A 25,092-nucleotide genomic window follows, 5' to 3' on the forward strand; every position below is an offset into this window, starting at 1 on the left:
ATGTCATCGTCTTTTGGCGTCAGCTTGATCGCTGGCGCTTTGGTCTCTCCTGCTGGTATTAAGACAGTTGCGCCATTTTCTAAGAAGTCAGCAATCTCTTCTGGCGTCTCAAGCACCACTGGGTTGCCGTCTACATCAGTGTATTCAATCTTCTCGATGTCTTCAGGTTCAATGCTGCTGTCACTGCCTAGGTTAACGTCAACGGTGGTGTCTTCGTTACTTGGGTTGGTTTGACTGACCTCAAATTCAAGCGCTGTACCTTCGCCTTCTACCGCTTCGGCGACGGTCGCTTTAATGTTAACTTCAGGTCTGTCACCCTCTGTTGGGTTGCCATCCTCATCAGCTTCGTCTTTAATCACACCTGTGGCTGTCGGTGTGCCTAATGCAGCGTTACTTGGGTTGCTGATCTCAAGAACCATGTCTTCTGACACTTCATAGATATCATCGTCTACGACTGTAACGGTAATTGCTGGTGCTGCAGTTTCACCTGCTGGTATTTTTATGCTATCACCATTAGTCAAGAATGCTTCAATGGCAGCTTGGTCATCTAGAGTAACTTGGGTGCCATCGGCTTTAGTGTAGCTGATTGATGCAATGTCTTCAGCTTCAATGGTGCTGTTTTTTCCAAGACTAACTTTAACAGTTGTATCTTTTGTACTTACCTGATTTTGTGATACTTCGAAAACTAATAAGTTATCAACACCTTCAATGGCTTGATCATCTGTTGCATTAATATTAACCGTAGGTGGATAGTCAACCGTAATGGTTGCAGGTTCTGACGTGTTACCTGCTTTGTCTTTTACTGTGTAATCAATTGGCGTTGGGTCTTTACTAAACCCTTGCTCAGGCGTAAAGGTTGCTTCGCCAGTCTCAGGGTTTACTGACCACACACCCTCACCTGGTACTTCTACGGGTTCATCAGTTGGCTGACCGGTTTTAGGATCAATCAGCTGTACTGTCGTTGGATCTAAGTCACCATCTGGATCTGTGTCATTACCAACAACATCAATGATCACTGGTTCGCCTACGTTACCTTCTTTGGTATCGTCTTCGGCTACTGGTGGATTTTGTGGATAGTCAACCGTAATGGTTGCAGGTTCTGACGTGTTACCTGCTTTGTCTTTTACTGTGTAATCAATTGGTGTTGGGTCTTTACTAAACCCTTTCTCAGGCGTAAAGGTGACTTCGCCAGTTTCAGGGTTTACTGACCACACACCCTCACCTGGTACTTCTACGGGTTCATCAGTTGGCTTACCGGTTTTAGGATCAATCAGCTGTACTGTCGTTGGATCTAAGTCGCCATCAGGATCTTTGTCATTTGCTAATACGTCAATGACTACTGGATTGCCTACGTTACCTTCTTTGGTATCGTCTTCGGCTACTGGTGGATTTTGTGGATAGTCAACCGTAATGGTTGCAGGTTCTGACGTGTTACCTGCTTTGTCTTTTACTGTGTAATCAATTGGTGTTGGGTCTTTACTAAACCCTTGCTCAGGCGTAAAGGTCACTTCGCCAGTTTCAGGGTTTACTGACCACACACCCTCACCTGGTACTTCTACGGGTTCATCAGTTGGCTTACCGGTTTTAGGATCAATCAGCTGTACTGTAGTTGGGTCTAAGTCGCCATCTGGATCAGTGTCATTACCAACAACATCAATGACTACTGGTTCGCCTACGTTACCTTCTTTGGTGTCGTCTTCGGCTATTGGTTTGTTGTCTTCAACTGGTGGGGTGTAGTCGTTATCATCGTTATCATCGTTATCATCAATTAAAAAAGGTATTAACCCTAATCCTAGCCACCATGGAAACCCTGCTGGCACAGCTATCCACCATGGCGCATGTATCTCTTCACCGCCTAGTGCTTGACCTTCAACTGCTCCCACTTCTAATTGGGTGACATAGTCATATACTTGCCCTGTATCAGGAATATAGTGATAATAACTTCCGTCTTCTGCAATTCCAATTAATGCCTGGTTGTTATCTGCGTCCTCATCAATCTGGTTTACTTCGTTTTGTCTTTCTGTAGATTGATAAAAGCCTTCGATAATTAAATCTGTTTCTTTACCTTCTCGCTCAAACGAAACATGAAGGTCGTTACCTACGCGTCTAGTGATAATATGGTTGGGTGCTCTACCAATGGATTCATCAAAAAACTCATAATTAACATTTTTGACAGCTTTGATGACATCTGGCTGACCATCCTTTGTTACTGTTTTTATCTCTTGTATGGTTTCTTTGCTGTTATGAATTTTTACATTAACTGTCTTCATGAGTGTATACCTAAAATCTTCAATTTATTAATTTTGCAAGTAGTAATTTTCAGAGGGTTTATTAATCAATTATTTGGTTTCCATCTTGGCCTATGCGTACACGCTCACGGACGACTGCTATTGTTCGACGATTTAATTGACGACCTTCTGCTGTAGCATTGGTTGCTCTTGGGCGTAATTCTCCATAGCCAATTGCATTCAAACGATCAGGCGCAATGCCATAGTCTTTAATAAGTACAAACTTAATAGCATTAGCCCGACGCTCTGATAGTTTTTGGTTGTATTTTTCGCTAGCATTACTATCTGTATGACCTTCAATGACAGCAGTTGTATTACTGTACTTAGTCATAAAGTTAGCAAGCCCTTCGACTTCTTTATAATACTGAGGCTTAACGATAGCTTTATCGTTATCAAACAATACCTCTAACTCAATACTGACAACTTCTTCCAATACTGGAGCAGGTAATACAGGTGGGGTGGGCTTAGGTTTAGCCACTGGACAGTTGGGTACAACTCGAGTTATTTGATGGGATTGATACCTTTTACTATTAAGGTAATCGAAGGCCTTATCGCTTTCGATTTGTTGGATAGTAGAGTTACCTTCTTTATCTACATCTACATAAAAAAAGTAGTTTTTATTAGGTGTTAGTTCAAATTCTGAGGCATTAAGTAAAAGATCATTAGTTTTGTTTCCAGTAACTTCTGCACTTAATCGGTTTATACCAGAGCATGAATAGACCTGGGTGTAGCTACCAGGTTGCAAACTAACTTGAAATCTATCATTAATTGCGATATTGGCACTGGTTTGCTCTGGATCATTATCCTCCGGTCTTATAAAAAAAATACTGACATCATCTTTAGGTATTTCTTTATTAATAAGCTCCTGTAAATTTATTTCTTGTTGTAAATACCATTGAACGTTCCCAATAGACTTTTTATTTACTTCATTAGTGATGGGAACAGCACTCATAGAACATGCTGTTAAAATTTCTGTGCAAAAGAGTAGTGCAAATAGCTTATTCTTCATATTAATTTCCTGCCATGCTATTTAAGATAAACTTAAATTAGTTTTGATTAAATTTAAGAGAGTTTAAAAATCAGCAGGTGACAAGAATTAAAGAATTGCTGTTACTTATTGTTAGACTTTATAGCTAGTCGCTAAACTTGATGAGATACCTCCATGCATCAAACTAATCTTTAGTCTTCATCTTCACAGAAAGCCAATACTTATTAGATAAACCCAACAATAAATAACAAATAAAAATAAATAATATTTCTTTGAAATTAAGGTGTTACCCCTTATCTCATGCCGTCTTACCTAACTTTTATGCTCTATTAAATCCACTCTGAACCTAAAACGGGTTCATGATATCATGAACCTATTATGGGTTCAATAATGATTTTAAGAAATCTAAAGTTCGAATAAATTTTAAAGAACTAATAAAGTCTTAATATTTAAGAAAAGCTAAAACTTAAGAAAATAAATTCATTCATCTGAACATAAGTTTTTTGTCAGTATTTAATAAATCGACCAAAAGACTTAGGCTTGACCCAACGCAATTAGCGGATCGTATGACAATTTTTTTACTGGAAAAGTTGAAACAGGAGATAGGCGTGTTGATATCATTGATATCTATTAAATATTGAGCTGCGATTATTATGGGTTCAATTAATAATTTAAAAAAACCTAAAGATCTAATAAATCCTAAAGATTTAAAAAGATCTAGAAACTTAAGAAAATCAATTCATTCGTTTGAACATGAGTTTCTTCGTCAGTATTTAATAAATCGGCGAAAAGATTTAGGTTTGACCCAACGCGAATTAGCGGATCGTATGGGAGTTATTTATTCTTTTATTGGAAAAGTTGAAACAGGAGACAGGCGCCTTGATATCATTGAATTTATTCAATATTGCGCTGCAATAGAGTTAGATCCCACTAAAGTGATTAACGAGATTAAAAATAAAGTAATACAAGAAAATGAGAAACTAAGATAAATAGATAAGACTCAACGTATGATGGGATTAAAAAGATTCCACATATCATTGATTGAGAGATTTAAAGAGACGTTTTGCTTTTAATAATGTTCATAAGGATAATAATGCCGATATCAGCAATAAAAAATTAAATCATTGCTCTACAATATCGGCTTCAACATAGCCTGCTGCCGGAGATGGAAATCCCACCGGTCCTCTTTCGATAAGGTATGGCAGTGGGTTATAGCTTTCAGGATGAAGAAAGGATGCTTACTAGATTTATAATGCCCAAATGGCCCAACTGAAAAAATACACACCTTAACCAAAAACCACAACCTCATCACCCTCTGCCCAAGGCTTAAACTTAGTCATTACTTGCAAAAAAAACGGGTGATTGAGCCAGTGTTGCAACCAGCGCTGTAAGTTGGGGTAAGGTAGATTATAGAAAACCTCTCGATCGACATGTGCAAACTGGCGCACAAAAGGCATAATGCCAATATCAGCAACAGTCACTTTATCACCCAGTAAATAAGTGTGCTTTTCAAGTTGCTTCTCTAACTGCCGCAAATAGACCTCCCCTCGCTGACGGTACTCTTCTTGGGTCATCTCAGGATGACGATCAGCATATTTATAACGATCAAGCCAGTATTTAAACTCATTGTCATTTTGGTCAATTAACGCATCGGCTTCCACCTGCACTGCCTCATCAAGCAAATTATGCAGATCTTTTTGCTCAAGTGCCCACAGCATAATGTCACGGCTTTCATCTATGACAGTGCCGTCCGTTAGCTGCAACACAGGCACTGTGCCTTTAGGACTTATGGCAAGCATTTGTGGCGGTTTGTTTTTTAATACCACCTCACGCAGCTCAACTGTCATACCAGAGAATAACAGCCCAAGCCGTGCCCGCATGGCATAAGGGCAACGGCGAAAGGAGTACAAAATTGCAAACTTATCGCTCATAATAGCTCTATGTTAAAATTAAAAAACATCTATTAAAGATTAAAAATACTTGTGCCGCTACTGCGCTAACAACTCTGCAAACACTTCATCAGGCATCATATTACCACCGGTAGCCCATACCAGATGCAAGGCGTTCTCCACCTCAGCAAAATAAGGCACGCCAGCGATACCCGCACAAGCTGATGGCTCCAACTTTAATCCCTCTAACTCATGCACTTGGCGCAATAGCTGATACAGCTGCTCATCTTCTACAGTATAAAAAGCCGTTAAGGAGCGCTGCATAGCCTTACCAACGAAGCCGGAAGCCCGCCCTACCGCAAGGCCATCAGCAATGGTATGGTTACTAAGACCAATATCTTGCACGCTAATCTTATCTTGTAGTCCGCTATAGATTCCAAGTAGCATGCATGGTGACTGTACAGGCTCAGCAAAGACACAATGCACGTGATCACCAAAGGCTAATTTTAGACCAAATGCCACACCGCCAGGACCACCACCAACGCCGCAAGGTAGATAAACATACAGAGGACGCTCGGCATTAATGTGAATATCTGCCTGCTCAAACTGCCGCTGTAAACGCAGACCTGCTACCGCATAACCAACAAACAAATGCTTTGAGTTTTCATCATCGACGAAGTAGCCATAGGAATCAGCTTCACTAAGCTTGCGGCCTTTTTCTACCGCCTCGCCATAATCACCTTCATACTCAAAAACCTCGACCCCACTAGCACGTAGCTTATCCTTTTTCCACTGCTTGGCATCAGCAGACATGTGTACTTGCGCCTTAAAGCCAAGCTTGGCCGACATAATCCCGATAGATAAGCCTAAATTACCAGTTGAACCCACCGCAACTTTATATTTAGAAAAAAAAGCTCTAAATTTATCAGAATCAAACTGGCTATAATCTTTATCTTCTTGAATTAGCCCATGCTCTACAGCCAACTTTTCAGCATATTGCAGCACCTCATAAATTCCGCCACGTGCTTTGATTGAGCCAGAAATAGGTAACTCATTGTCCGCCTTGATATACAGCTCGCCTTTTGTGAGACTCATCGCCTGTTGTAGCTTTTCAGTATGATAAAACTGACTTTCAATAATGCCCCCTGTGGCTGCTGTCTCAGGAAATACTTGGGCCAAATACGGAGCAAAACGTTGTAGTCGAGCCTCAGCCTCCTCGACGTCTGCCAAAGTAAGACCAACATCCTCAATCGCTTCAGCAAAAGGCGCTAATTTATCGCTTCGCCAAAATACAGGCTGCGCTTGGCTCAGCTGAGCAATGAGAGGATCGTTTTTCAGCGCTTGTAATTTTAAGTGGTCCAGCGTTTGAGCTACCATAAGACATCCTTATTTTTACTATTATTATTTTTGTAACTATTCGCAGTATGAATTAGCTTAAGTGAATTTTCGTATAGGCCTTGCGGCTGAAATAAATGGGAGTGGCGTCTAACAATGAGACTCTTATTTGATTAGAACCTTAGCAGGTATAAAGCTAAAAGCAACGTACTATGACCCACACTTCCCGCAGCCAGACGAGCATTTTTTTGATTTTTTAAATAGCACCCTAGTCCACGTATAATATACAGCTAAGGCAACTATAATAAAAACGATGCCATATTCGATAAAATGACTCATAACTTATTCCTTAAAATAGTTTATACATCAAAGCCAAAAATAGAGCCGCTAACTCGATAGGTAATCCAAGCCATAACATACGCCAAGACAAAAAGATAAGCGGCAATAGACACTGTCTGTTTCATCGATTTGGTCTCACGGCGAATAACTGCCAAAGTTGCCAAACACATAGGCGCATAAATATAGAATACCAAAAAGGCAAAAGCGGTCGCCAAGCCCCATTCAGCATGAATAATAGGAATAAGGGTCTGATTGGCCATCTCCTCACTCGCACCGCCCACTGCATAAACTGTGCCTAAGGCGGCTACCACTACCTCACGTGCAGCTAAGCCTGGAATTAAGGCAATACACATTTGCCAAGTAAACCCAATCGGTCGAAATATAGGTTCGATAACCGAGCCTAGCATACCGGCAAAACTATAATCAATCGCTGGACCTGTCGCATTTACTGGCGGTGCCGGAAAGCTTACCAAAAACCACAGTACTACAGTTAAGGCAAAGATTACTGTCCCTGCTTGTACCAAAAACGCCCGTACTTTACTCCAAAGCTCTGTAACAATGTGCTTAATATTGGGCATCCGATAAGTCGGCAGCTCCATTAGCAATGGAAAGCTAACCTGCTGTAAGCTACCTTGCCGAAATCGAGTCATTATCCAAGAGATTAAGGCCGCTGATGTAATCCCAGCGATGTAGAGGAAGAACAAGGTCATCCCTTGCAAGTTGAACACCCCCATTACCGAACGTCTGGGCACTACCGCCGCAATGATTAACGCATAAATGGGTAGTCTTGCTGAACAAGTCAGCATCGGTAATACCGATATCGCCACCATCCGCTCTCTAGGATTGGGAATAGTTCGGGTCGACATAATCGCCGGAACAGCGCAAGCAAAGCCTGATAATAATGGGATAAAAGAGCGGCCTGACAGCCCTACCTTTGAGAGCAAATTGTCTAATAAAAAAGCAGCCCGAGGCAAATAGCCTGAATCCTCAAGTATCAACAAGAACAAAAACAGCAGCGCAATCTGCGGCACAAAGACGATCACACTACCAACGCCAGCGATAATACCATCCACGATTAAGCTCTTTAAGATACCTTCAGGCAACCAATCTGCTATTACGCCGCCAATTGTAGTCACTAACGCTTCTAAGCCATCCATCATCGGAGTCGCCCAAGCGTATACCGCTTGAAATATCACAAACAAGATTAGAAATAATAAAATCACGCCGACTACAGGATGCAGAGCCCAGTAATCAAGGCGTTCATGCCATTTAGGCAAACTGTGTGGAATAGAGACCGTACGACTGATAATATCATCGGCTTGTTGATAGAGCTGCTGCGAATCGGGCGCCGTTTGCGAAAAGCGCACTGGACGTGTCTGCCCTTTATGAGTCGCTGAAAATTCAGTAATTAAGGACAGTAGCTGTTTATTGCCATTACGTTTAATGGCGACCGTTTTTACCACTGGCAAGCCTATCTCTTTGGATAGAGCCACTTCATCAACATCCATACCACGACTGACTGCCACATCATTTAGATTCAAAGCGACCATCATTGGCAGGCCTAAGCTTTTTAGTTCAAGAATCATCCTCAATGACATACGTAAATTGGTGGCATCAGCGACAACGATAATACCATCAGGCACAGCCTCATTGGGCATCTCTCCCATCAATACCTTGCGGGTCACCTCTTCGTCAGGACTGGTGGTCGCTAAGCTATAAGTGCCTGGTAAGTCCAGTATCTTAACTGTATCATCATGAATGAAGGTTGCTGACCGCTTATCGACAGTCACCCCTGAGTAGTTAGCCACTTTGGCTTTTGAGCCAGTTAATACGTTAAATAAAGCGGTCTTACCACAATTGGGGGCGCCTACTAAGGCAAGGGTAATATGATTGTTAGAGGAGGTAGCAGTATCCGCTGGAGCAGCAATGACAAGATTGGGCATATACGGTAATCACTTAATAAGAAGCCAAATCAAAGACGGGCCAAGTAGGAACAGATAGGCACAAAGAGCAGCAAGCACTAAACACAATTAGAGATAAATTAAAGCGCCCGACAGCGAATTTTCTTTAGTTCATCCATCCGCAGACTAAACTGTACCCCAGATGCCAATTGCACCGCATAAGGAGGTTTTCCAAATAGCCCTTTGGCTACGATACGTAGTGCTGTATTTGGCAAAAACCCTAAGTCTTTAAGGCGTTGTTCTACTACCTTATCGATATCGCCAAAACGCGGATTTTCTATAATTTCTTCAATAACCACCGGCTGGTTTTTATCAAACTCAAGCAAAGCATATGCTTGACGATTCGCCATAGTTTTAGACGCTTCAGAAACTGCTGTGTTAGAAACGAACATTGCTTGTTCCATACATATGCCTATCGGTTAAAGTAAAGTTAGGTTAAAAGTGAATGTAAATAAGAATACTTAGCGTTTACAACTATTATATGCCTAGTCTTTTTGGCTAACAAGCTAATTTTTTTAGATATTTTAAAAAACAAAATAAAAAAAGCCCCCAGTAAATAACTGAAGGCTGAGAAGCTTAATATTAGCTTATGAGGGCTAAGCCTTTCGTATAATTCAGACTAATATTGTAAGCTCGCTATGGCGTGATTAAGCATTGGGATTCACAATGACGTCGCCATTTTCTTTAGTGAATTCTTTAACCGGCGTGGTCAATACGTCAAAGATATTTTCTAAAGGTCGGCACAATACCGCCCCCTTATCAGTAATCACAATAGGACGATTAATTAAAATAGGATGCTCTACCATCGCATCAATAAGCTGATCCTCTGTTACGTCAGGATTGTCTAATCCTAGCTCAGTAAATACCGCTTCCTTACTACGCATAAGCTCACGCGGAGACATCTGCATCTTAGCTAACAGCTCAACCAAATACCCACGGCTAGGCGGGGTTTTTAAATATTCAACTACTTCAACAGTATCATCTGAAGCCTGCATAAGTGCCAAAGCGTTGCGTGACGTGCTGCATTTTGGGTTGTGTAAGATAGTAGAGGTCATCGTTAAGTCCTATTGATTCGTCTAAAAGTAATTGCTACAGAAAAGAGCGTAAAACAAAGAAAATTAGTGAGCCAAGCATATAAAATGTGACTCACTTAAGCAAATGCTATCCTTAACATTCAGTCTACTTTATTGATACGCCTTCTTCTTATCACCTGCTTATTGAGCAGACTGATCTAGCAAATCAATCGGTTGATTATGAACTTTGGACTGCTGCATAAGTTTGCTGCCTTCGTGCTCTTTTTTAGACCAAAAGTTAATATTAAATTGAGCATCATCACTTAACTCGACACGATGCCAGTATTGCGGTGGACTTACCGCGAACTGCCCTGCTTCTATGACTATTTTTTGCTCAGGTTCAGTGGCTTGTTCATCCGCAAAGCCATAGAAGGTTACCGTACCTTGCATCACGCAAATCTGTCCATAAATACCTGCGGCGGTATTGTGATGGGTCAATAAAGCAGGCGGTACATTGTCTTTGGTAAAAAATGGTGTGGAGCGCTTCACTCTCCAATGACTTGGAATCACTATAGGGCTCATAACTCTCTCCTTGTTTTCGTCTCTATTGTTGTTGCTTTTTACCATAAGATTCATTTCAAATGAATCTTATGGCTATGTTAACGCTGTATTTTCCCAAATGCTGTATCACAATTGTGACGTATTCTATTGAGGCTGTCTCTGTCTAACAATCTGATAGCAACGTCCTAAATACCAGACTGGAGCACTAATAATGTGAGTCAGTCATTGTTCCGATTCTATGATCACTGACATAAGCATTCATTAAAAACATTGCAAAGCGTGGGGCAGGTTCCCCTGTCTGGCTCAAAATAATAAGTGAAACGATATAATATAAATTAATATCAAATGTTAATGATTATCGTTTACTTATTGAGAATATGAAGGTATCATAGCCAAATTCTTGGTTTATACCTTGCAGTATGTGGCTGTTTTCTTGGCTGGTAATAGACGCTTTTTCAATAACTGATAAACCTTAATATTTATTCAACCCGTAGTCGTTAGTTTCAAATAGCCTTTAGTTTTAAATAACTCTTATTTTTTGAGTAATTATTTTAAACCTTGTTTTATTTATTTTACAAAGTGACAAGAAGCGAGTTCTTTATGTTTAATTCTTCCCTTCCCTCTATCTATTCAAAAACTAAGTTTGCTTTAATCCCACTTTTAATTAGCAGTGCTTTAATGGGTTGCTCGTCTCAACAAGACGACGCTAAGCCTAAAGTTGAGCAGACTAACCAGGCTGAAGAGTCTTCTTCAATCAAAGTAGACAATAATAAAAACAACACCAAGAGCCCGTCCCAAGATCAGGTAACGATTGATACTGTACGTGGTCCAGTAGATTTGGCTACTAATCCTGAGCCGCTAGCAGTGTATGATATGACCTTGATGCAAGATTTAGCTGCTTTGGAAGTACCCGTTGCCGGCTTACCCGGTAGTTTAAGGCTAGACAATTTAAAAGCAGCGGGCGCTCCAGACAGTAAAAATATCGGTACTTTATTCGAGCCTGATATGGAAGCACTTAATCAAATGCAGCCTAAAGCCATTTTAGTCGGCTCACGTATGGCAGAAAAATATGATGCGCTTAGCAAAATGGCGCCAACTTTAGACCTTACTTTAGATACCGAAAATATTTACGAGTCTAGCAAACAGCGCTTAGCTGACTTAGGAAAGCTATTTAATAAAGCCGATAAAGCAGCACAGCTGCAACAAGATATTGATCAAGCCATCGAGCAAGCCAAAGCAGCCAGTGCTGGTAAAGGTAATGGTCTGGTTGTGTTAGTCAATGGCAATAAAATCTCAGCCTATGGCGAAAAATCTCGTTTTGGCTTTTTGCACACTGTCTTCGGCATTCCTGCGGCTGATACCCAAATTGAAGAGGGTCGACATGGTCAGCCCGTATCTTTTGAATACTTACAAAAGGTCGATCCCGACTGGTTATTTGTATTAGATAGAAGCTCAGCCATCGGCGAGGAAGGCGCCGGTGCAGATGCGGTATTGGATAACCCATTAATGCATCAAACCAAAGCTTGGAAAAACAAACACATTGTCTACCTAAGCCCAGACTCATATCTAGCTTTCGGTGGTTATTACCAATGGTTAAAAGATGCCAAGATTATCACTGACGCCTTTAATAAAGCCGAAAAAGTTGAGAGCACTCAATAAACGAACGCATATCCCCTACTTCTTACAGTAAAAATAAAGACGGTCATGTTTGATTCATCTGCCAACCCCAAAGCTCGACCTATTTTGCTATCGCCTATGTTGCTCAACATTTTAAGTGTGCTGCTGTTGATGGCTTTAATCTTGCTAAGCTTATCGCTGGGTGTGGCAGATTTTTCATGGCAAGGGCTGTGGCAAGCGTTGACCCAGCAATCCGTCAGTAACGACCTGCAACTATTGCTGGTGAGTCGCCTACCGCGCACGCTAGCCATTATCTTAACCGGTGCTTCCCTAGCAGTGGCAGGGATGATTTTACAAGTGGTATTAAAAAATCGCTTCGTCGATCCCTCTATGGTGGGTGCTACTCAAAGTGCAGGTTTAGGCTTACTTTTGGTCAGTTTGTATTTGCCCACAAGTAGCCTATTTAGCAAGATGTTAATTGCCACCTTGTGCGCTATCGCTGGCATGGTACTGTTTATGCGTCTGATTAAGCACCTGCCTGCCACGGATATCTTAATGGTGCCTTTGGTGGGCATTGTGTTTGGCGGCATTATTGAAGCGGTCACCACCTTTATTGCCTATGAGACAGAATCTTTACAGATGCTGTCAGTATGGCGTTTTGGGGATTTTTCCACCATTTTGGCAGGTCGTTATGAGCTGTTGTATGCGACCGGTGCTTTAGCACTGGTGGCTTATTTTTTGGCTGACAAACTAACCATTGTGGGATTAGGCGATGCCATTGCTATTAACTTAGGGGTGAACCAACGTTTGATGACCTGGTTTGTGATATTGACCGTAGCCATGATTAGCGCCGTGGTGGTGGTCACCGTAGGCGCCATTCCCTTTGTTGGACTGGTAGTGCCGAATATTATCAGCCGCTTAATGGGCGACAGTCTACGCCGATGCTTGCCTGCAGTGGCATTATTTGGCTCGAGTTTGGTGTTACTGTGCGACGTTATTGGTCGCAGCATTCGCTATCCTTTTGAAGTACCGGTAGCGACCGTATTTGGGGTTATTGGAGCAGCGATATTTTTATGGCTGTTATTACGTAAACCTCGCAAACCCCAACCTCGTAAACTTGAAGTTAATCCGTCAGCCCCAGCTTAAGCTCACTATAGCAGCCGTTAAGTCTTATCTTTTATTTACCCTTTTTGCCAGCTAAGCTTATTATGAATTCACCCAAGCAAGCATCAGTCGACTCAATACCCAAGTCCTCTAGCACTATTAGGAAATATGCAGGCTCGCCGTTAGTGCCCTCAAAAAAGCAAACTTTGGAAAACCCACTTAACCTTGTCATTAGCTCTACCCAATTGCGTATTAATCCCGGCTTGGTGTTTAGCAAACCGGTGTGGATTGCTTTGCTGACTTTATTGATTAGCTGCGTGCTGTTTATGACCTTACAGTCCAATGGTAACTGGGACTTTGTGTTGTTGTTCCGCGGGCAAAAGCTAGCGGCGCTTATGATTGTGGGTTATTGCATCGGAGTTTCTACGCTACTGTTTCAAAGCCTCACCCATAACCCTATTTTAACACCCGCTTTACTAGGCTTTGACTCGTTATATATTCTCATCCAAAGCCTACTAGTGTTTTTTTTGGGTGCGGTTAATATGTTTACCGGTCAACCGTTACTAAAGTTTGGTATTGAAGTGGCGCTAATGGTAGCCGCCTCTTTATTACTGTTTCGGCTATTATTTAATCGCACTGAGCACTCTTTATCTCGGCTGATTTTAGTAGGCATTATCTTTGGGGTGTTATTTAGAAGCTTATCAAATTTAGTGGCACGCCTGATTAACCCCGAAGACTTCGTAGTGATACAAGCCGCCAGCTTTGCTCAATTTAATATCACCAACCTACATATGATGTGGCTGAGCCTAGCCATTTGTATTGTCAGTGCTTGGCTTGTTTGGCATTGGCGCTTTCAAATCGATGTGCTGATGCTGGGCCGTTCTGACGCCATTGGTCTAGGCATTGATTACCAAGGCCTAACTCTGCGTTTATTAGTAGTCATCTCAGTATTAGTCGCTACCGCAACCGCTTTTGTCGGTCCCATCGTATTTTTGGGATTATTGGTATGCGCTTTGACCAACCGCATCAGCCACAGTATGTATCACAGCGAACGCATCGTCTTGGTCAGCTTAGTATCCATGATTACTTTGGTATTGGGTCAAACTTTGTTTGAGAGGGTGCTAGGCATGGCTGGTGTGCTTTCGGTGGTAATTGAACTTCTCGGCGGCCTGGTATTTATTGGCCTGATACTAAAACAATATCGTAAGCAAGTAGTTTAAATGGCAAATAAGACGTCTGGCAACCTACTTATAGTGTCTCGGTTTACAGTGCCCTGTTATAACCTCTAACTTTTACCCTACTTTATTTCTAGCAGCTGACTACCTTTATGATTACCATTAATAATGTAAGCCATCACATCGATCACTACCCTATCTTGAATAATATCAGTTTAAGCTTAGAAGATGCCCAAGTGATCGCATTAATCGGGCCCAATGGAGCGGGTAAATCCACTTTATTTAGTGTGATGTCGCGATTGCAACCCTTGCAAAGTGGTTCGGTTCAGTTTGGTGAATATGATATTGCACATACCGACAGCAAGATTATGGCTAAGACAGTGGCCATATTGGCACAAAGCAATCAGTTACAAGGCCGTCTGCGCGTGGGAGAGCTATTGATGTTCGGCCGTTACCCCTATCATCAAGGTCGACCCACCCCAGCGGATCACCAGAAAGTGGCTGAGGTTATCCAAAAGTTCGAGTTACAGGATATAGCGGATCGTTATTTATCTACCTTATCCGGCGGGCAACAGCAGCGGGTACTTATTGCTATGATTGTATGCCAAGACACACCGTACTTATTACTTGATGAGCCGCTTAATAACTTAGATATGTACCACTCAGGTCAGCTGATGCGTGCCCTACGCAGCTTAGCGCATGAACAAAAAAAGACCGTGGTCATTGTGCTGCACGACATCAACCAAGCAGCACAATTCGCCGATACAGTGGTGATGATGAAAGCCGGTCAAGTTATCCAAACCGGCCATCCTATTGAAGTGCTTACCCAAGAGACCATACAGGATTTATATGGAGTGAAGGCCACTGTGATTGAGCATAAAGGCTATCCGGTTATTATTGATAGCCGGGTTTAGCGTATTCGCCTAAACCTCCCTACCTCTCACCCGACAGAACTTGAAAATAAGTTTAGCACCACCACGCCGGCCACAATTAAGCCGATGCCTATCACTGCCGGCGTATCAATACTCTGTTTAAAGACAACCAATCCCACAACAGCGGTCATGACAATACCCACCCCTCCCCATAAGGCATAAGCTATACCTAATGGGATCTCTCTTAGTGACTTAGTCAAAAAGTAAAAAGAAAAGGCATACAGCACTATCGTTGCAAGAGTTGGACCTACCTTAGTAAACTCTTCGGACTTAACTAGAAAAGTTGTGCCTATCACTTCAAAGAGGATCGCACCTGCTAAAAAGCTATAAGCAATAAGGGTTTGAGACATAGATATTCTGACCTAATAAAAAAAGACACGCCTTAGTGGGAGCAATCCCTGTAGGTTAAAAGTAGATAGTAATACGGTTGACTAAAAATAAATAGAAGCGACTGCAAATAAATTAAACCAAGCTTAATATAATTAACAAATCACTAAGTTGATATTAATATATTTTACCAAACATAAATCATGGGCTTTAATAGAACTAAGCAAGAAAGCCAAAGTTATAAAGCAGCTAATATATTAAGCATTAACGGCTTAATAATAATTATCTCACACCTCATTTAAGGAGACCGCAATGAGTGATAAAAAATGCCCATACGCCCCCACAAAACTAACTATGAATAATGGTGCGCCCGTCGCTGATAACCAAAACAGCTTAACAGTTGGTCCTCGTGGCCCGTTACTGGCTCAAGATCTTTGGTTAAATGAAAAACTAGCTAACTTTGTACGTGAAGTCATTCCAGAGCGCCGCATGCACGCCAAAGGTTCTGGTGCGTTCGGTACCTTTACTGTCACCAATGACATTACCAAATACACCCGTGCGAAGATTTTTAGCGAAGTGGGTAAAAAAACTGAAATGTTCGCCCGCTTCAGTACTGTAGCCGGTGAGCGCGGTGCAGCAGATGCTGAACGTGACATCCGCGGCTTTGCCTTAAAGTTTTATACTGAGGAGGGTAACTGGGACTTAGTGGGCAACAACACCCCGGTTTTCTTCTTACGTGATCCTCGCAAATTCCCTGACTTAAACAAAGCTGTAAAGCGTGACCCTCGCACAAACATGCGCTCAGCAACTAATAACTGGGACTTCTGGACACTATTACCTGAGTCATTCCACCAAGTAACTATTGTAATGAGTGATCGTGGTATCCCCGCCTCATACCGTCATATGCACGGCTTTGGCTCACACACTTATAGCTTCTGGAACAAAGAGGGTGAGCGCTTCTGGGTCAAATTCCACATGCGCACCCAACAAGGTATCAAAAACCTAACGGATGCTGAAGCTGCTGAAATAGTAGGTAGGGACCGTGAAAGCAACCAAAGAGACTTATTCGAGTCTATCGAAAAAGGCGACTTCCCAAAATGGAAGATGTACGTTCAAATTATGCCTGAAGAAGAAGCTGAAAAAGTCCCTTACCATCCATTTGATTTAACCAAAGTTTGGCCAAAAGGCGATTATCCTTTGATTGAAGTGGGCGAATTTGAGCTTAATAAAAACTCAGACAACTACTTCTTGGATGTAGAGCAAGCAGCGTTTGCACCAAGCAACCTAGTACCAGGTATTGGTGTATCTCCAGACAAAATGCTACAAAACCGCCTGATTAACTATGCTGATGCGCAGCGCTACCGTGTGGGCGTTAACAGCCATCAAATCCCAGTTAACCAACCACGCTGCCCATACTCAAGTAACCACCGTGATGGTTTAGGCCGCGCTGATGACAACTATGGTGGTCGTCCACATTATGAGCCAAACAGCTTCCAGCAGTGGCAAGAGCAGCCTGAATACGCTGAGCCACCCCTAAAAATCAACGGCGATGCAGCTCATTGGGATTTCCGTAAAGACGATGATGACTACTTCAGTCAACCTCGCGCTTTATTTAACTTAATGAGCGATGAGCAAAAGCAGACTTTATTTGATAATACCGCTCGTGATATCGAGCCAACTCCAGATTTTATCAAGTATCGTCATATTCGTAACTGCTACTGGTGTGACCCAGCCTACGGTGAAGGCGTGGCTAAAGCCATTGGTCTAACTGTCGAAGACGCACTAGCAGCTCGCGAAACGGACCCTGCGCGTCATTTAGACAGCTTACTGTAATACTGTCAACAACACAGCTATAGGACAAATGGATTTGCTTTAATCTTAGAAGCTGACTCTACAAGGCACCCTAGGTTCAACTTAGGGTGCTTTGCTTATTGAAAGCAAGCGGCTTGATAGCAGTTTAATAGCAGTCTGAAAACAAAAGACTTTTATTGATTATAGCTTACAACTGACTACAGCTAACAACAGCTGACGTTACAGATTGAGTAACGTATAATAATTATTTTAGACAAGAAGCTTTAGATCTTGAACGTTAATAGCTTAGTTCAACAATATTAATTTTACTAAAAAAAGGCTTATATGGCATCGCTTCAACTGTACTTTGACCCCACGCTTACATCTAGACAGCGTCTACTGTGCCGCATGTTTTGGAAAAAATGTGAAATTGAGGAGTTTGACGATATAGCAAAACAAATACACTATCTGCAAAGTTGGTTTGAGTTGCCAGACGCATCCGAAGTATTGGCCATATTAAATTACTGTTATGTTTATGATAGCCGCTATCAGTGTCAAGTCTGTCGACAGCTAAGAAGAGTCACCTCCCCGCTTCAGCTAAAACAAACTATTGAAACCCCTTGGCGCTGTAAATCCTGCTTATTATTAACTGCTTAGTGAAGGCCTAGCTTAGCCTACTATCTTACTAAATTCCTGCTTTTACCTACTTCTATCTCTATCTATTAACATTTCATATCTTTTTATAACAAACCCAGCGTCCGTTAGTCGTCATAATATTGTTACCTTTCTAATTTTATTTCACCCACATAATTGTGTTGAATACTTTTTATCATCTTATAGTTTTACCCATACTTATAACTAGGAATTAAAAAATGTCTCATAAAATTATAGATTTAGGTTCAGGATTCTGGAATATACGTGGCTCTTTTAAAATTGGTGGTCTTATAGACATTGGCACTCAGTGCTCTTTGGTCAAACTTGAGTCTGGAACATTTATATTCTTAGACAGCTATACTTTAAGCGGTGACGTACGTGACCAGGTTATGACCTTAACCAATAATGGTGAGGACGTTGAAGCTATTTTAAACTTACATCCTTTTCATACTGTCCACTGTGCTCAAATGGCCAAGGACTTCCCAAAAGCTATTAACTATGGCAGTAAACGTCATAAGCAGCAGGTTCCAGAAGTTACTTGGGCCGAAGATTTGGTAGAGAGTAGAGCGGTAGCAGAGCGCTATCCTGAATTAGAGTTTTCACTGCCTAAAGGCATTTACTATATCTCACCCAACGAAATGATACATGCCAGCTCACTACTTGCGTATCATCCCGCCAGTCGCAGCTTGCATGTCGATGATACCTTTGTTACACCGCCTGCTAAGATTCTAAAAGCAGTTTTACCAGAGTTAGGGCTACATCCCACTACCAAAAAAGCCCTAACCGACCATCCTACTGCAGGTCAAGACTACTGCGATTGGGCAGAATCCATTGCCGAAAAATGGCAAGATACTCGTAACTTCTGTGCGGCTCACTCAGATTTAGTACAATTCGAAGCCGGTGAGTTTAAAGCAGCCTTATTAAAAGCGGTGGAAAAAGCACGACCTAAACTTGAAAATGCCTAAGGTGATTGACCCTATCACAATTTAATGCTCTAAGTTTGCTAGCAGGGTCTGCCGCCATGCTGTAATATCTGTGTCTTGTTACGGGATTATAACCTCTAATTGTCTATAAATTAGAGGTTATACCCGTATGTTATCAAATAAGTTATCAATCAGTCGCAGTTATAACTTCAATTATAGAGGCAATCGTTGTATGATAAATGCCTCTAGCAAGCGGTAAAATGTCTCTAGCATAACTATCATAAGAGTGGTTGATTCTGTTGAAGTTATCTGCAAATAGCAGCACCCCTCTACTCATAAAATTTGACTAACTAACTACGCAAAATGTATAGCCAAAAGTTTATAGTAGGAGACAGGATATTACTATTGGTCATTGCTTGATGTATTTCTATTCCTTTATCTCTTTAATAGCCAGTTGCCGATATGTCATTAATTAAGTTAAATCGATCTAAGACCCTCGATAGCCAGGTTACTATGGCAAGAGCTTCCTGTATTTTACCCTCTAATCCTACAGTGCTAACCGGTTATCGCTTTAAGCTAGATCAAACTTCTTTGCTCCCATTTGCTTTGCGTGCTTCATTGGCACTCGCTCTGTGTGGCAATATCTTGTCTGTAACGGCGCATGCTGCAGACCAAGTACAGATGAATAGCAATGGCAACGATGAATACATTTACTCTGAAACAGCAATCCCTCAGCTGGATCTGTCTACTCAGAAGACTGTTGATATCGATAAAATAAGCCAAGATCTAGAAAAAGGCAGCTACCAGCCCATCCCCTTGCAAAGTATCATTGATCCAACTACCGGGGTGCCTATCGATGATGTCTATCGTATTGATGTGCCTGAGAAGCTCAGTCTGCTTCAAGCTCAAAATGTCTTACTTCAAGTTTCTCCCAAGCTTGCCAGCAACAATGCCGGTATTATCTCAAACCAATTAACCTCTGACGCCACTAAAGGCCTAAAGCAACCGTTGGTATTCTTGCGCGCTGGTGCCACTCGATATAATGTAGACGCAGATGTAGATTTAACTGGCTTAAAAACTGGAATTAACGATAGTGTGCAGCAGGCATTACAAAATAACACCCTCCCCCCACTTCCTCCTACAATTGGTGAGGATATTTCTAATGCCATTACCGGTCGCCTACCTGATGAATATAATTTAAAACGCGATGGTTCAACGACCAGTGCTGGGGTCGCCATGCTATGGCCCGTATATACTGCGGGACGTACTCAAGCAGTTACCGATCTAGCAGATGCAAGAACAGTAGAGAGTCAGGCCGACGCTTTACTGGATAAAGATCAACTCCAAACCACATTAGTTGAGCGTTATTTTACCGCCCAATTGGCAATGCTAGCGGCTTACTTACGGGACGATGCGCTCAATACGGTCAGAGAAACCAATCAAATGGCACAGCGCTATTTGGAAGAAGGATTTATTTCAGGGGTGGAAAGACTAGAGGCGCAGACCGCTCTGGCGGAAGCTGAGAGTGAAGCCATCAAAGCGCGCCATGATGCACAGCTTGCTATGACTGCTCTACAAAGATTGTTACGTGCACCGAAGCCTATTAAGCCGACCACGCCGTTATTTGTGTCTTCAAAGCCTCTGCCTTCACTGCAATACTTCCAGGATTTGGCCCTAAAAAACCATCCTGGATTAAAAAAAGTAGATGCCAAATACGCACAAGCGCAGTCCTTAAGTAATCTATCAGATACCGAGTTCAAGCCGACAGTTTCTGTTTTTGGTTATCACGAAATAGACAAAGATCCAAGCTGGATTGCTGGTGTGTCAGCCAGTTGGAAACTTTGGGGTGGCCTTGATAAAGGCGCACAGCATGCCTCTGGTCAGGCAAAAATGCGTCAAGCACAGCTGGCTAAGATTGATGTCAGTGATAACATCTTATTATTGGTAGAAAAAAATTGGCAATCTGTCGAAAATGCTCGAGTACGCTTCCAATCTCTAAACAGCAATGTGTTACTTGCCCAAGAGCTATTGCGTTACAAACAGCTGGGTATGAAAGAAGGGGTAAATACTGCCCTAGACGTCACCACTGCTCAGACCAAATACTTACAGGCTAGGACCGAGCAAGCCGCTGCCGCCAATGATTATGTCCAAGCACTGGCTGCTCTGATGGAGAGTATCGGCACGCCAGAGGCCTTTAATGAGTATATGGCTGTGGCTGATATTAAGCTGCCCACTGTTTATTAATTGCCTGTATTTTATTAAGAGCCTGTATTATCCATTACCTGTAACCTATAAAAGCCTATGGTTGATAAAATCTATGGCTAATCTTTAAACCATACTGACCCTTTATTATTACTTTTTATCTTCTAGGATAAATGCATGAATGCCATAAAAAAACCTAGCCCAATAATGCTCAGAAACATTATTATCACTCTGTTTGCCGTTGGCGTTATCGCACTTATTATTTATGGGCTTAACAAGAGCGCAGAAAATACAGAAAAGCCCATCGTCGTTCAAGGTCAGATGGAGATGCAGTCTACGGCTATCGCTGCAAAAGTTCCTGGAAGAATTTCAAACATCTTGGTGACTGAAGGCGACACGGTTAAAGTAGGTCAGCAGCTCATTGAGATGGATTCTCCAGAAATCACTGCTAAGATGAATCAAGCCCTAGCTGCCCGAGATATGGCCCAAAGTCAGCTAAATAAAGCTGAGAACGGCGCAAGACCGCAAGAGATTGGGCAAGCCAAAGCAGCCTGGCAAGCTAACCAAGCGGCTGCTGATTTAGCAAAAAGTACTTATGAGCGAGTCAATCGTCTATATCAAGAGGGCTTGATGGCACGCCAAAAACGGGATGAAGCCTATACTCAATATGTGGCGAATCAAGACAAAGCAGATGCCGCCCGTTTGCAATACGACTTAGCATTAGAGGGAGCTCGTGAAGAGGATAAAGACGCAGCCAAGGCTCAAGTTGCCCAAGTGGATGGCAAAATTGAAGAAGCTCAAGCAGCTCAAGACGAAGCCAACCTAAAAAGCCCTATTTCCGGTATTGTTGATGATGTCATCGTCAATCCAGGTGAAGTTATCAGCCAAGGGGTGCCTATCATGACCTTAGTGGATCCGAACGATCAATGGGTGGTTATTAATGTCACTGAAAATTTATTAAACCAATTTAGCATTGGTAAAGAGTTTGTTGGCAAAGTACCCGCCTTATCTTCACCAGACCACTCTTATCAAATGACGTTTAAAGTATTTAACACCGCAGCTCTGTCTGATTTTGCCACTTGGCGTGCTACCAATACTGAAGACAATTTAGATGTCCGTACTTTTGAAGTTAAAGCACGACCCACCAAAGCGGATACCAAAATTCGTTCAGGGATGAGCGTTGTGGTAGAGATTGATCCCAAAGCAGTAAACAAAAAGTCCAATATTGCTTACTAATCTCTATGGAATTGATAGGCTAGCATATGTCCCAGTCACAACCTGATAATAATGAAAACCCGCAGATAGTCTTTGGTGATAAGGGCAATCGCGAAGCATCGTTATGGCTTGTTTTTTTACGGAGTGCCAGCTATGAGGCTAAATTCCTAAAAGAGCACCCCTGGGACTATGTCATGCTTGTATGGTTGCCCCTATTAAGCATTTTAAGTATCTGGTGGATGTTTTCTAAACCCTATATTGTTGATGTTCCAATTGGGGTCATGGATGAAAGCCGCAGCAGTTATTCTCGCACCTTAACCCGTTATTTAGATGCCAGCCCTGATTTGCAAGTCAAACACATCTATCACGACACAAACAGTGCTCGAAATGCGATTTTGAGCAGAGACATTTATGCGGTAGTTTATATACCTGAGGACTTTGACGAGCAAATCAATAGAGGCCAACCCTCTCCGGTTATCCTAAAAGTAAATGCTCAATATGGTACTCACTCTGGCATTATCCAAAAAGGGGTACAAACGGCAACAGGGACCCTGTCTGCAGGGGTTGAAATCAAACGCAGTATTAAACAAGGGGCTTATGGCGAGCAAGCGATGATATCGCATACGCCTATCTCCGTAGAACGTATCGGTTTGTATAATATCGGCACCAACTATCAAAAGTTTCTGGCGTCGACTGTTATTCCCTCTTTATTACACATTTTAGCCATGATTATTGGCGCTACTACAATTGGGCGCGAGATTAGGGACAAAACTTTTTCTCTGTGGTATCACAATATGGTGTTCCCAGACATGCCCTACCCTGACTTTAAAACGTTAAAACATATTCCGCCAGAACAAAGATTGGCTTATCTGCATTCAAGTTTGCATGAAAGCTGGCAACAGCCTGTTAATTATAGTTTGATGAATTCTAGGACGTATGAGCCGGTAAGTGAATCACAATTTAGCTTGTCCAATCCTAACCTTCGTTATCACTTGAATTTCAATAAAAGTGCAAAACCCAGAATGCCTACTAAGGTGTCCATTATGGCACTGGTCATTGGTCTTAACGGCAAGCTGATTTGGGCTTTATTGTCTTATATGATATGGGGTATATTGATGTTGGCTTTAATTGTGTCGATACATCCTGCCAGCTGGATTGGCCTCACGCTTGTGTTTATCGCTTATGTGGCGTTAATCATGATATCACTTTGGGTGGGCGCTATTTTTAGTTTAACAAGCTACTCTTTACGTATGGGTTTATCGAGTACTGGCTTTGTCTCTGCGCCCTCTTTTGCTTTTGCAGGCGTTACCTTTCCGCTAATGGCAATGAGTGAAGGCGCTCAGAGATGGGCCAATATGTTGCCACTGACTCATTACTTAAAAGTGCACTTAACCCAACTGCAAATGGCTGCACCCCCTGCTATCGCTATGCCTTCAGTTCTAGGATTAATAGCGGCGGTGGTGGTGACCTTGGTTATTGCCGCCTTGCTATGTTTAAGAGCTTTCAAAAATCCAGCGCGTTGGGGGGCTCGATAATGTCTGATAATGATTACAAACCTGATGCCAGCTTAATAAAAAAGCCAAAACTTAAGCGCCAAGGCAACTATGTTCATACCTCTTTTTTGCAAGGGTTTTTGCAAACTTTAGCCTCTATCTTTAAAGACAAAGGCGTGTTATTGATGTTGGTCGTCGCCCCTATTATTTACGGTTTTTTTTACCCTTGGCCTTATAGAGCCGAAGTTGTCCAAGAGATTCCAGTCGGCGTGGTTGATTATGACCGTAGTGAATTATCAAGTACTATAACTCGCTATAGTGATGCCAGCCCCAACTTGATTGTCTACAAATATGTAGATGAAGAGGCGGCGATAGAAGCCATGTATCGAGGCGATATTGCCGGCTATCTCATCATTCCAAGAGAGCTTGAGCGAAATGTATTTTCTAACAAATCAGCTTATGTCTCTGTGCTGGGCAATAATGGCTACTTTTTGCTTAATAAGCAGGTGCAAATGGGCTTTTCAAAAGCCATAGGCACTGTCTCGGCAGGTGTAGAAGTAAAAAGGAGCGTGGCCAAAGGCGCCTATATGGATACTGCCAAAAACAGTACTCAGGCTGTTCCACTACGCATAGACCCCATGTACAATCGTTCAGAGGGCTATGGTGCTTATGTGGTTCCCGCGGTGTCCATCCTAATTTTGCAACAGACGCTATTAATGGGCACTGCTTTACTTATTGGTACTTGGTACGAAAATAAGAAACAAAATGCGACTACGACGGGCTGGTTAGGACGTATTATGGCGCTATCTGTGGTCTCTTTCTTGATGGGTTGTTTTTATTATGGCTGGGTATTTTCTAATCAAAACTACCCTCGAGGTCATAATATGTCCGGTACCTTGCTATTTTATGCCCTATTTGCCGTTACCGTTGCGACTTTAGGCTGTCTACTAGGCATGTGGTTCAGAGAACGTGAGCGCAGTATGCAGATTTTAATTTTCAGCTCAATGCCTATGTTTTTCTTAAGTGGATATCCTTGGCCAACTACTCAATTACCTGAACTTTTACAATATGTTCGTTGGTTGTTCCCCACTACCTCTGGCATACATGCTTCGGTACAAATGAACCAAATGGGTGCCTCGATAGCGCAAGTTAGCGAGCACTTCTACCATTTGGCTATTTATTGGGTAATTGCTTTTATACTATTAATTGGCGTACAGCATCAAAAATTTAATAAAGCTGAAACTAAAGTATTTTAATCACCGCCTTGCTCAAGGCTGGCTTTTTT

The 25,092-nt window shown here is 42.1% G+C and carries 22 protein-coding genes; 12 read left to right on the forward strand and 10 right to left on the reverse strand.

Annotated features, from left to right (window positions below):
• A partial coding sequence (locus G561_RS14475; RefSeq protein ID WP_037032227.1) for an Ig-like domain-containing protein occupies positions 1–2,270 on the reverse strand: 2,270 nt, incomplete at its 3' end.
• A gap of 61 nt (positions 2,271–2,331) precedes the next feature.
• The gene (locus tag G561_RS14480) at positions 2,332–3,297 is read right to left on the reverse strand and encodes an OmpA family protein (RefSeq protein WP_051584512.1); all 966 of its coding nucleotides are present in this window, start codon (positions 3,295–3,297) and stop codon (positions 2,332–2,334) included.
• Between the two features lie 632 nt (positions 3,298–3,929).
• Here G561_RS14480 and G561_RS0110635 point away from each other — a divergent pair.
• Positions 3,930–4,265 carry a helix-turn-helix domain-containing protein gene (locus G561_RS0110635; protein WP_081794450.1) on the forward strand — a complete coding sequence of 112 codons (336 nt, stop codon included), beginning with the start codon at positions 3,930–3,932 and terminating at the stop codon, positions 4,263–4,265.
• A 297-nt stretch (positions 4,266–4,562) separates the two neighbouring features.
• Here the strand turns inward: G561_RS0110635 and G561_RS0110640 are convergent, their stop codons facing one another.
• From G561_RS0110640 to G561_RS14485, 7 genes are all read right to left on the reverse strand, one after another.
• Positions 4,563–5,207, reverse strand: coding sequence for a glutathione S-transferase (locus G561_RS0110640; RefSeq protein ID WP_028859546.1), 645 nt, complete (start codon positions 5,205–5,207; stop codon positions 4,563–4,565).
• A 57-nt stretch (positions 5,208–5,264) separates the two neighbouring features.
• Positions 5,265–6,542: a D-serine ammonia-lyase gene (locus G561_RS0110645; protein WP_028859547.1), complete on the reverse strand. Its 1,278-nt coding sequence runs from the start codon at positions 6,540–6,542 to the stop codon at positions 5,265–5,267.
• Between the two features lie 168 nt (positions 6,543–6,710).
• Positions 6,711–6,839, reverse strand: coding sequence for a FeoB-associated Cys-rich membrane protein (locus tag G561_RS15730; RefSeq protein WP_115342975.1), 129 nt, complete (start codon positions 6,837–6,839; stop codon positions 6,711–6,713).
• 20 nt (positions 6,840–6,859) lie between these two features.
• Complete coding sequence (feoB, locus tag G561_RS0110650; protein ID WP_081794451.1) at positions 6,860–8,782, reverse strand: ferrous iron transporter B; 1,923 nt, start codon at positions 8,780–8,782, stop codon at positions 6,860–6,862.
• Between the two features lie 98 nt (positions 8,783–8,880).
• Positions 8,881–9,204: a FeoA family protein gene (locus tag G561_RS0110655; RefSeq protein WP_201586184.1), complete on the reverse strand. Its 324-nt coding sequence runs from the start codon at positions 9,202–9,204 to the stop codon at positions 8,881–8,883.
• 243 nt (positions 9,205–9,447) lie between these two features.
• Complete coding sequence (arsC, locus tag G561_RS0110660) at positions 9,448–9,855, reverse strand: arsenate reductase (glutaredoxin) (RefSeq protein WP_028859550.1); 408 nt, start codon at positions 9,853–9,855, stop codon at positions 9,448–9,450.
• A gap of 159 nt (positions 9,856–10,014) precedes the next feature.
• Positions 10,015–10,395 carry a TehB family protein gene (locus G561_RS14485; RefSeq protein ID WP_051584513.1) on the reverse strand — a complete coding sequence of 127 codons (381 nt, stop codon included), beginning with the start codon at positions 10,393–10,395 and terminating at the stop codon, positions 10,015–10,017.
• A 579-nt stretch (positions 10,396–10,974) separates the two neighbouring features.
• Between G561_RS14485 and G561_RS0110670 the strand changes: the two genes are divergently transcribed.
• The 4 genes from G561_RS0110670 to G561_RS0110685 all read left to right on the forward strand — a co-directional run bounded on the left by G561_RS0110670 (position 10,975) and on the right by G561_RS0110685 (position 15,184).
• The gene (locus G561_RS0110670; RefSeq protein WP_028859551.1) at positions 10,975–12,033 is read left to right on the forward strand and encodes a siderophore ABC transporter substrate-binding protein; all 1,059 of its coding nucleotides are present in this window, start codon (positions 10,975–10,977) and stop codon (positions 12,031–12,033) included.
• A 45-nt stretch (positions 12,034–12,078) separates the two neighbouring features.
• Positions 12,079–13,137, forward strand: a complete 1,059-nt coding sequence (locus tag G561_RS0110675) for an ABC transporter permease (protein ID WP_028859552.1) — start codon at positions 12,079–12,081, stop codon at positions 13,135–13,137.
• Positions 13,138–13,199: 62 nt separating this feature from the next.
• Complete coding sequence (locus tag G561_RS0110680) at positions 13,200–14,315, forward strand: iron chelate uptake ABC transporter family permease subunit (protein ID WP_115342976.1); 1,116 nt, start codon at positions 13,200–13,202, stop codon at positions 14,313–14,315.
• A gap of 107 nt (positions 14,316–14,422) precedes the next feature.
• On the forward strand, positions 14,423–15,184 hold the full coding sequence (locus tag G561_RS0110685; protein ID WP_028859554.1) for an iron ABC transporter ATP-binding protein: 762 nt from the start codon (positions 14,423–14,425) through the stop codon (positions 15,182–15,184).
• Between the two features lie 26 nt (positions 15,185–15,210).
• On the opposite strand, the gene G561_RS0110690 is transcribed toward G561_RS0110685, so the two are convergent.
• Complete coding sequence (locus G561_RS0110690; RefSeq protein WP_028859555.1) at positions 15,211–15,552, reverse strand: DMT family transporter; 342 nt, start codon at positions 15,550–15,552, stop codon at positions 15,211–15,213.
• 289 nt (positions 15,553–15,841) lie between these two features.
• Here G561_RS0110690 and G561_RS0110695 point away from each other — a divergent pair, with 289 nt between their 5' ends.
• From G561_RS0110695 to G561_RS14490, 7 genes are all read left to right on the forward strand, one after another.
• Positions 15,842–17,362, forward strand: a complete 1,521-nt coding sequence (locus G561_RS0110695) for a catalase (RefSeq protein WP_028859556.1) — start codon at positions 15,842–15,844, stop codon at positions 17,360–17,362.
• Between the two features lie 303 nt (positions 17,363–17,665).
• Complete coding sequence (locus tag G561_RS15380; RefSeq protein WP_147286703.1) at positions 17,666–17,977, forward strand: hypothetical protein; 312 nt, start codon at positions 17,666–17,668, stop codon at positions 17,975–17,977.
• Positions 17,978–18,192: 215 nt separating this feature from the next.
• Positions 18,193–18,939 carry a hypothetical protein gene (locus G561_RS0110700; RefSeq protein WP_028859557.1) on the forward strand — a complete coding sequence of 249 codons (747 nt, stop codon included), beginning with the start codon at positions 18,193–18,195 and terminating at the stop codon, positions 18,937–18,939.
• A 471-nt stretch (positions 18,940–19,410) separates the two neighbouring features.
• A complete protein-coding gene (locus G561_RS0110705; protein ID WP_227674015.1) occupies positions 19,411–21,141 on the forward strand; it encodes a TolC family protein in 1,731 nt (576 codons plus the stop codon).
• A 135-nt stretch (positions 21,142–21,276) separates the two neighbouring features.
• Positions 21,277–22,335 (forward strand): HlyD family secretion protein, encoded by a 1,059-nt coding sequence (locus tag G561_RS0110710; protein ID WP_028859559.1) that lies wholly within the window; start codon positions 21,277–21,279, stop codon positions 22,333–22,335.
• A 26-nt stretch (positions 22,336–22,361) separates the two neighbouring features.
• Positions 22,362–23,849: an ABC transporter permease gene (locus tag G561_RS0110715; RefSeq protein ID WP_028859560.1), complete on the forward strand. Its 1,488-nt coding sequence runs from the start codon at positions 22,362–22,364 to the stop codon at positions 23,847–23,849.
• Positions 23,849–25,063, forward strand: a complete 1,215-nt coding sequence (locus tag G561_RS14490; RefSeq protein WP_028859561.1) for an ABC transporter permease — start codon at positions 23,849–23,851, stop codon at positions 25,061–25,063. The genes G561_RS0110715 and G561_RS14490 overlap by 1 nt, the downstream gene beginning before the upstream one ends.
• Positions 25,064–25,092 lie beyond the last annotated feature (29 nt).

Origin of the sequence: Psychrobacter phenylpyruvicus DSM 7000 = NBRC 102152 (genome assembly GCF_000685805.1) — a bacterium.
GTDB lineage: Bacteria > Pseudomonadota > Gammaproteobacteria > Pseudomonadales > Moraxellaceae > Psychrobacter > Psychrobacter phenylpyruvicus.

Coding starts and splice junctions, on each gene's coding strand:
- G561_RS0110645 (WP_028859547.1), bottom strand. CDS start 6,542: ATGGTAGCTCAAACGCTGGACCACTTAAAATTACAAGCGCTGAAAAAC.
- G561_RS0110640 (WP_028859546.1), bottom strand. CDS start 5,207: ATGAGCGATAAGTTTGCAATTTTGTACTCCTTTCGCCGTTGCCCTTAT.
- G561_RS14480 (WP_051584512.1), bottom strand. CDS start 3,297: ATGAAGAATAAGCTATTTGCACTACTCTTTTGCACAGAAATTTTAACA.
- G561_RS14490 (WP_028859561.1), top strand. CDS start 23,849: ATGTCTGATAATGATTACAAACCTGATGCCAGCTTAATAAAAAAGCCA.
- G561_RS0110675 (WP_028859552.1), top strand. CDS start 12,079: ATGTTTGATTCATCTGCCAACCCCAAAGCTCGACCTATTTTGCTATCG.
- arsC (WP_028859550.1), bottom strand. CDS start 9,855: ATGACCTCTACTATCTTACACAACCCAAAATGCAGCACGTCACGCAAC.
- G561_RS15380 (WP_147286703.1), top strand. CDS start 17,666: ATGGCATCGCTTCAACTGTACTTTGACCCCACGCTTACATCTAGACAG.
- G561_RS0110685 (WP_028859554.1), top strand. CDS start 14,423: ATGATTACCATTAATAATGTAAGCCATCACATCGATCACTACCCTATC.
- feoB (WP_081794451.1), bottom strand. CDS start 8,782: ATGCCCAATCTTGTCATTGCTGCTCCAGCGGATACTGCTACCTCCTCT.
- G561_RS0110710 (WP_028859559.1), top strand. CDS start 21,277: ATGAATGCCATAAAAAAACCTAGCCCAATAATGCTCAGAAACATTATT.
- G561_RS0110695 (WP_028859556.1), top strand. CDS start 15,842: ATGAGTGATAAAAAATGCCCATACGCCCCCACAAAACTAACTATGAAT.
- G561_RS0110690 (WP_028859555.1), bottom strand. CDS start 15,552: ATGTCTCAAACCCTTATTGCTTATAGCTTTTTAGCAGGTGCGATCCTC.
- G561_RS0110705 (WP_227674015.1), top strand. CDS start 19,411: ATGGCAAGAGCTTCCTGTATTTTACCCTCTAATCCTACAGTGCTAACC.
- G561_RS0110635 (WP_081794450.1), top strand. CDS start 3,930: ATGGGTTCAATTAATAATTTAAAAAAACCTAAAGATCTAATAAATCCT.
- G561_RS0110700 (WP_028859557.1), top strand. CDS start 18,193: ATGTCTCATAAAATTATAGATTTAGGTTCAGGATTCTGGAATATACGT.
- G561_RS14485 (WP_051584513.1), bottom strand. CDS start 10,395: ATGAGCCCTATAGTGATTCCAAGTCATTGGAGAGTGAAGCGCTCCACA.
- G561_RS0110680 (WP_115342976.1), top strand. CDS start 13,200: ATGAATTCACCCAAGCAAGCATCAGTCGACTCAATACCCAAGTCCTCT.
- G561_RS15730 (WP_115342975.1), bottom strand. CDS start 6,839: ATGAGTCATTTTATCGAATATGGCATCGTTTTTATTATAGTTGCCTTA.
- G561_RS0110715 (WP_028859560.1), top strand. CDS start 22,362: ATGTCCCAGTCACAACCTGATAATAATGAAAACCCGCAGATAGTCTTT.
- G561_RS0110655 (WP_201586184.1), bottom strand. CDS start 9,204: ATGGAACAAGCAATGTTCGTTTCTAACACAGCAGTTTCTGAAGCGTCT.
- G561_RS0110670 (WP_028859551.1), top strand. CDS start 10,975: ATGTTTAATTCTTCCCTTCCCTCTATCTATTCAAAAACTAAGTTTGCT.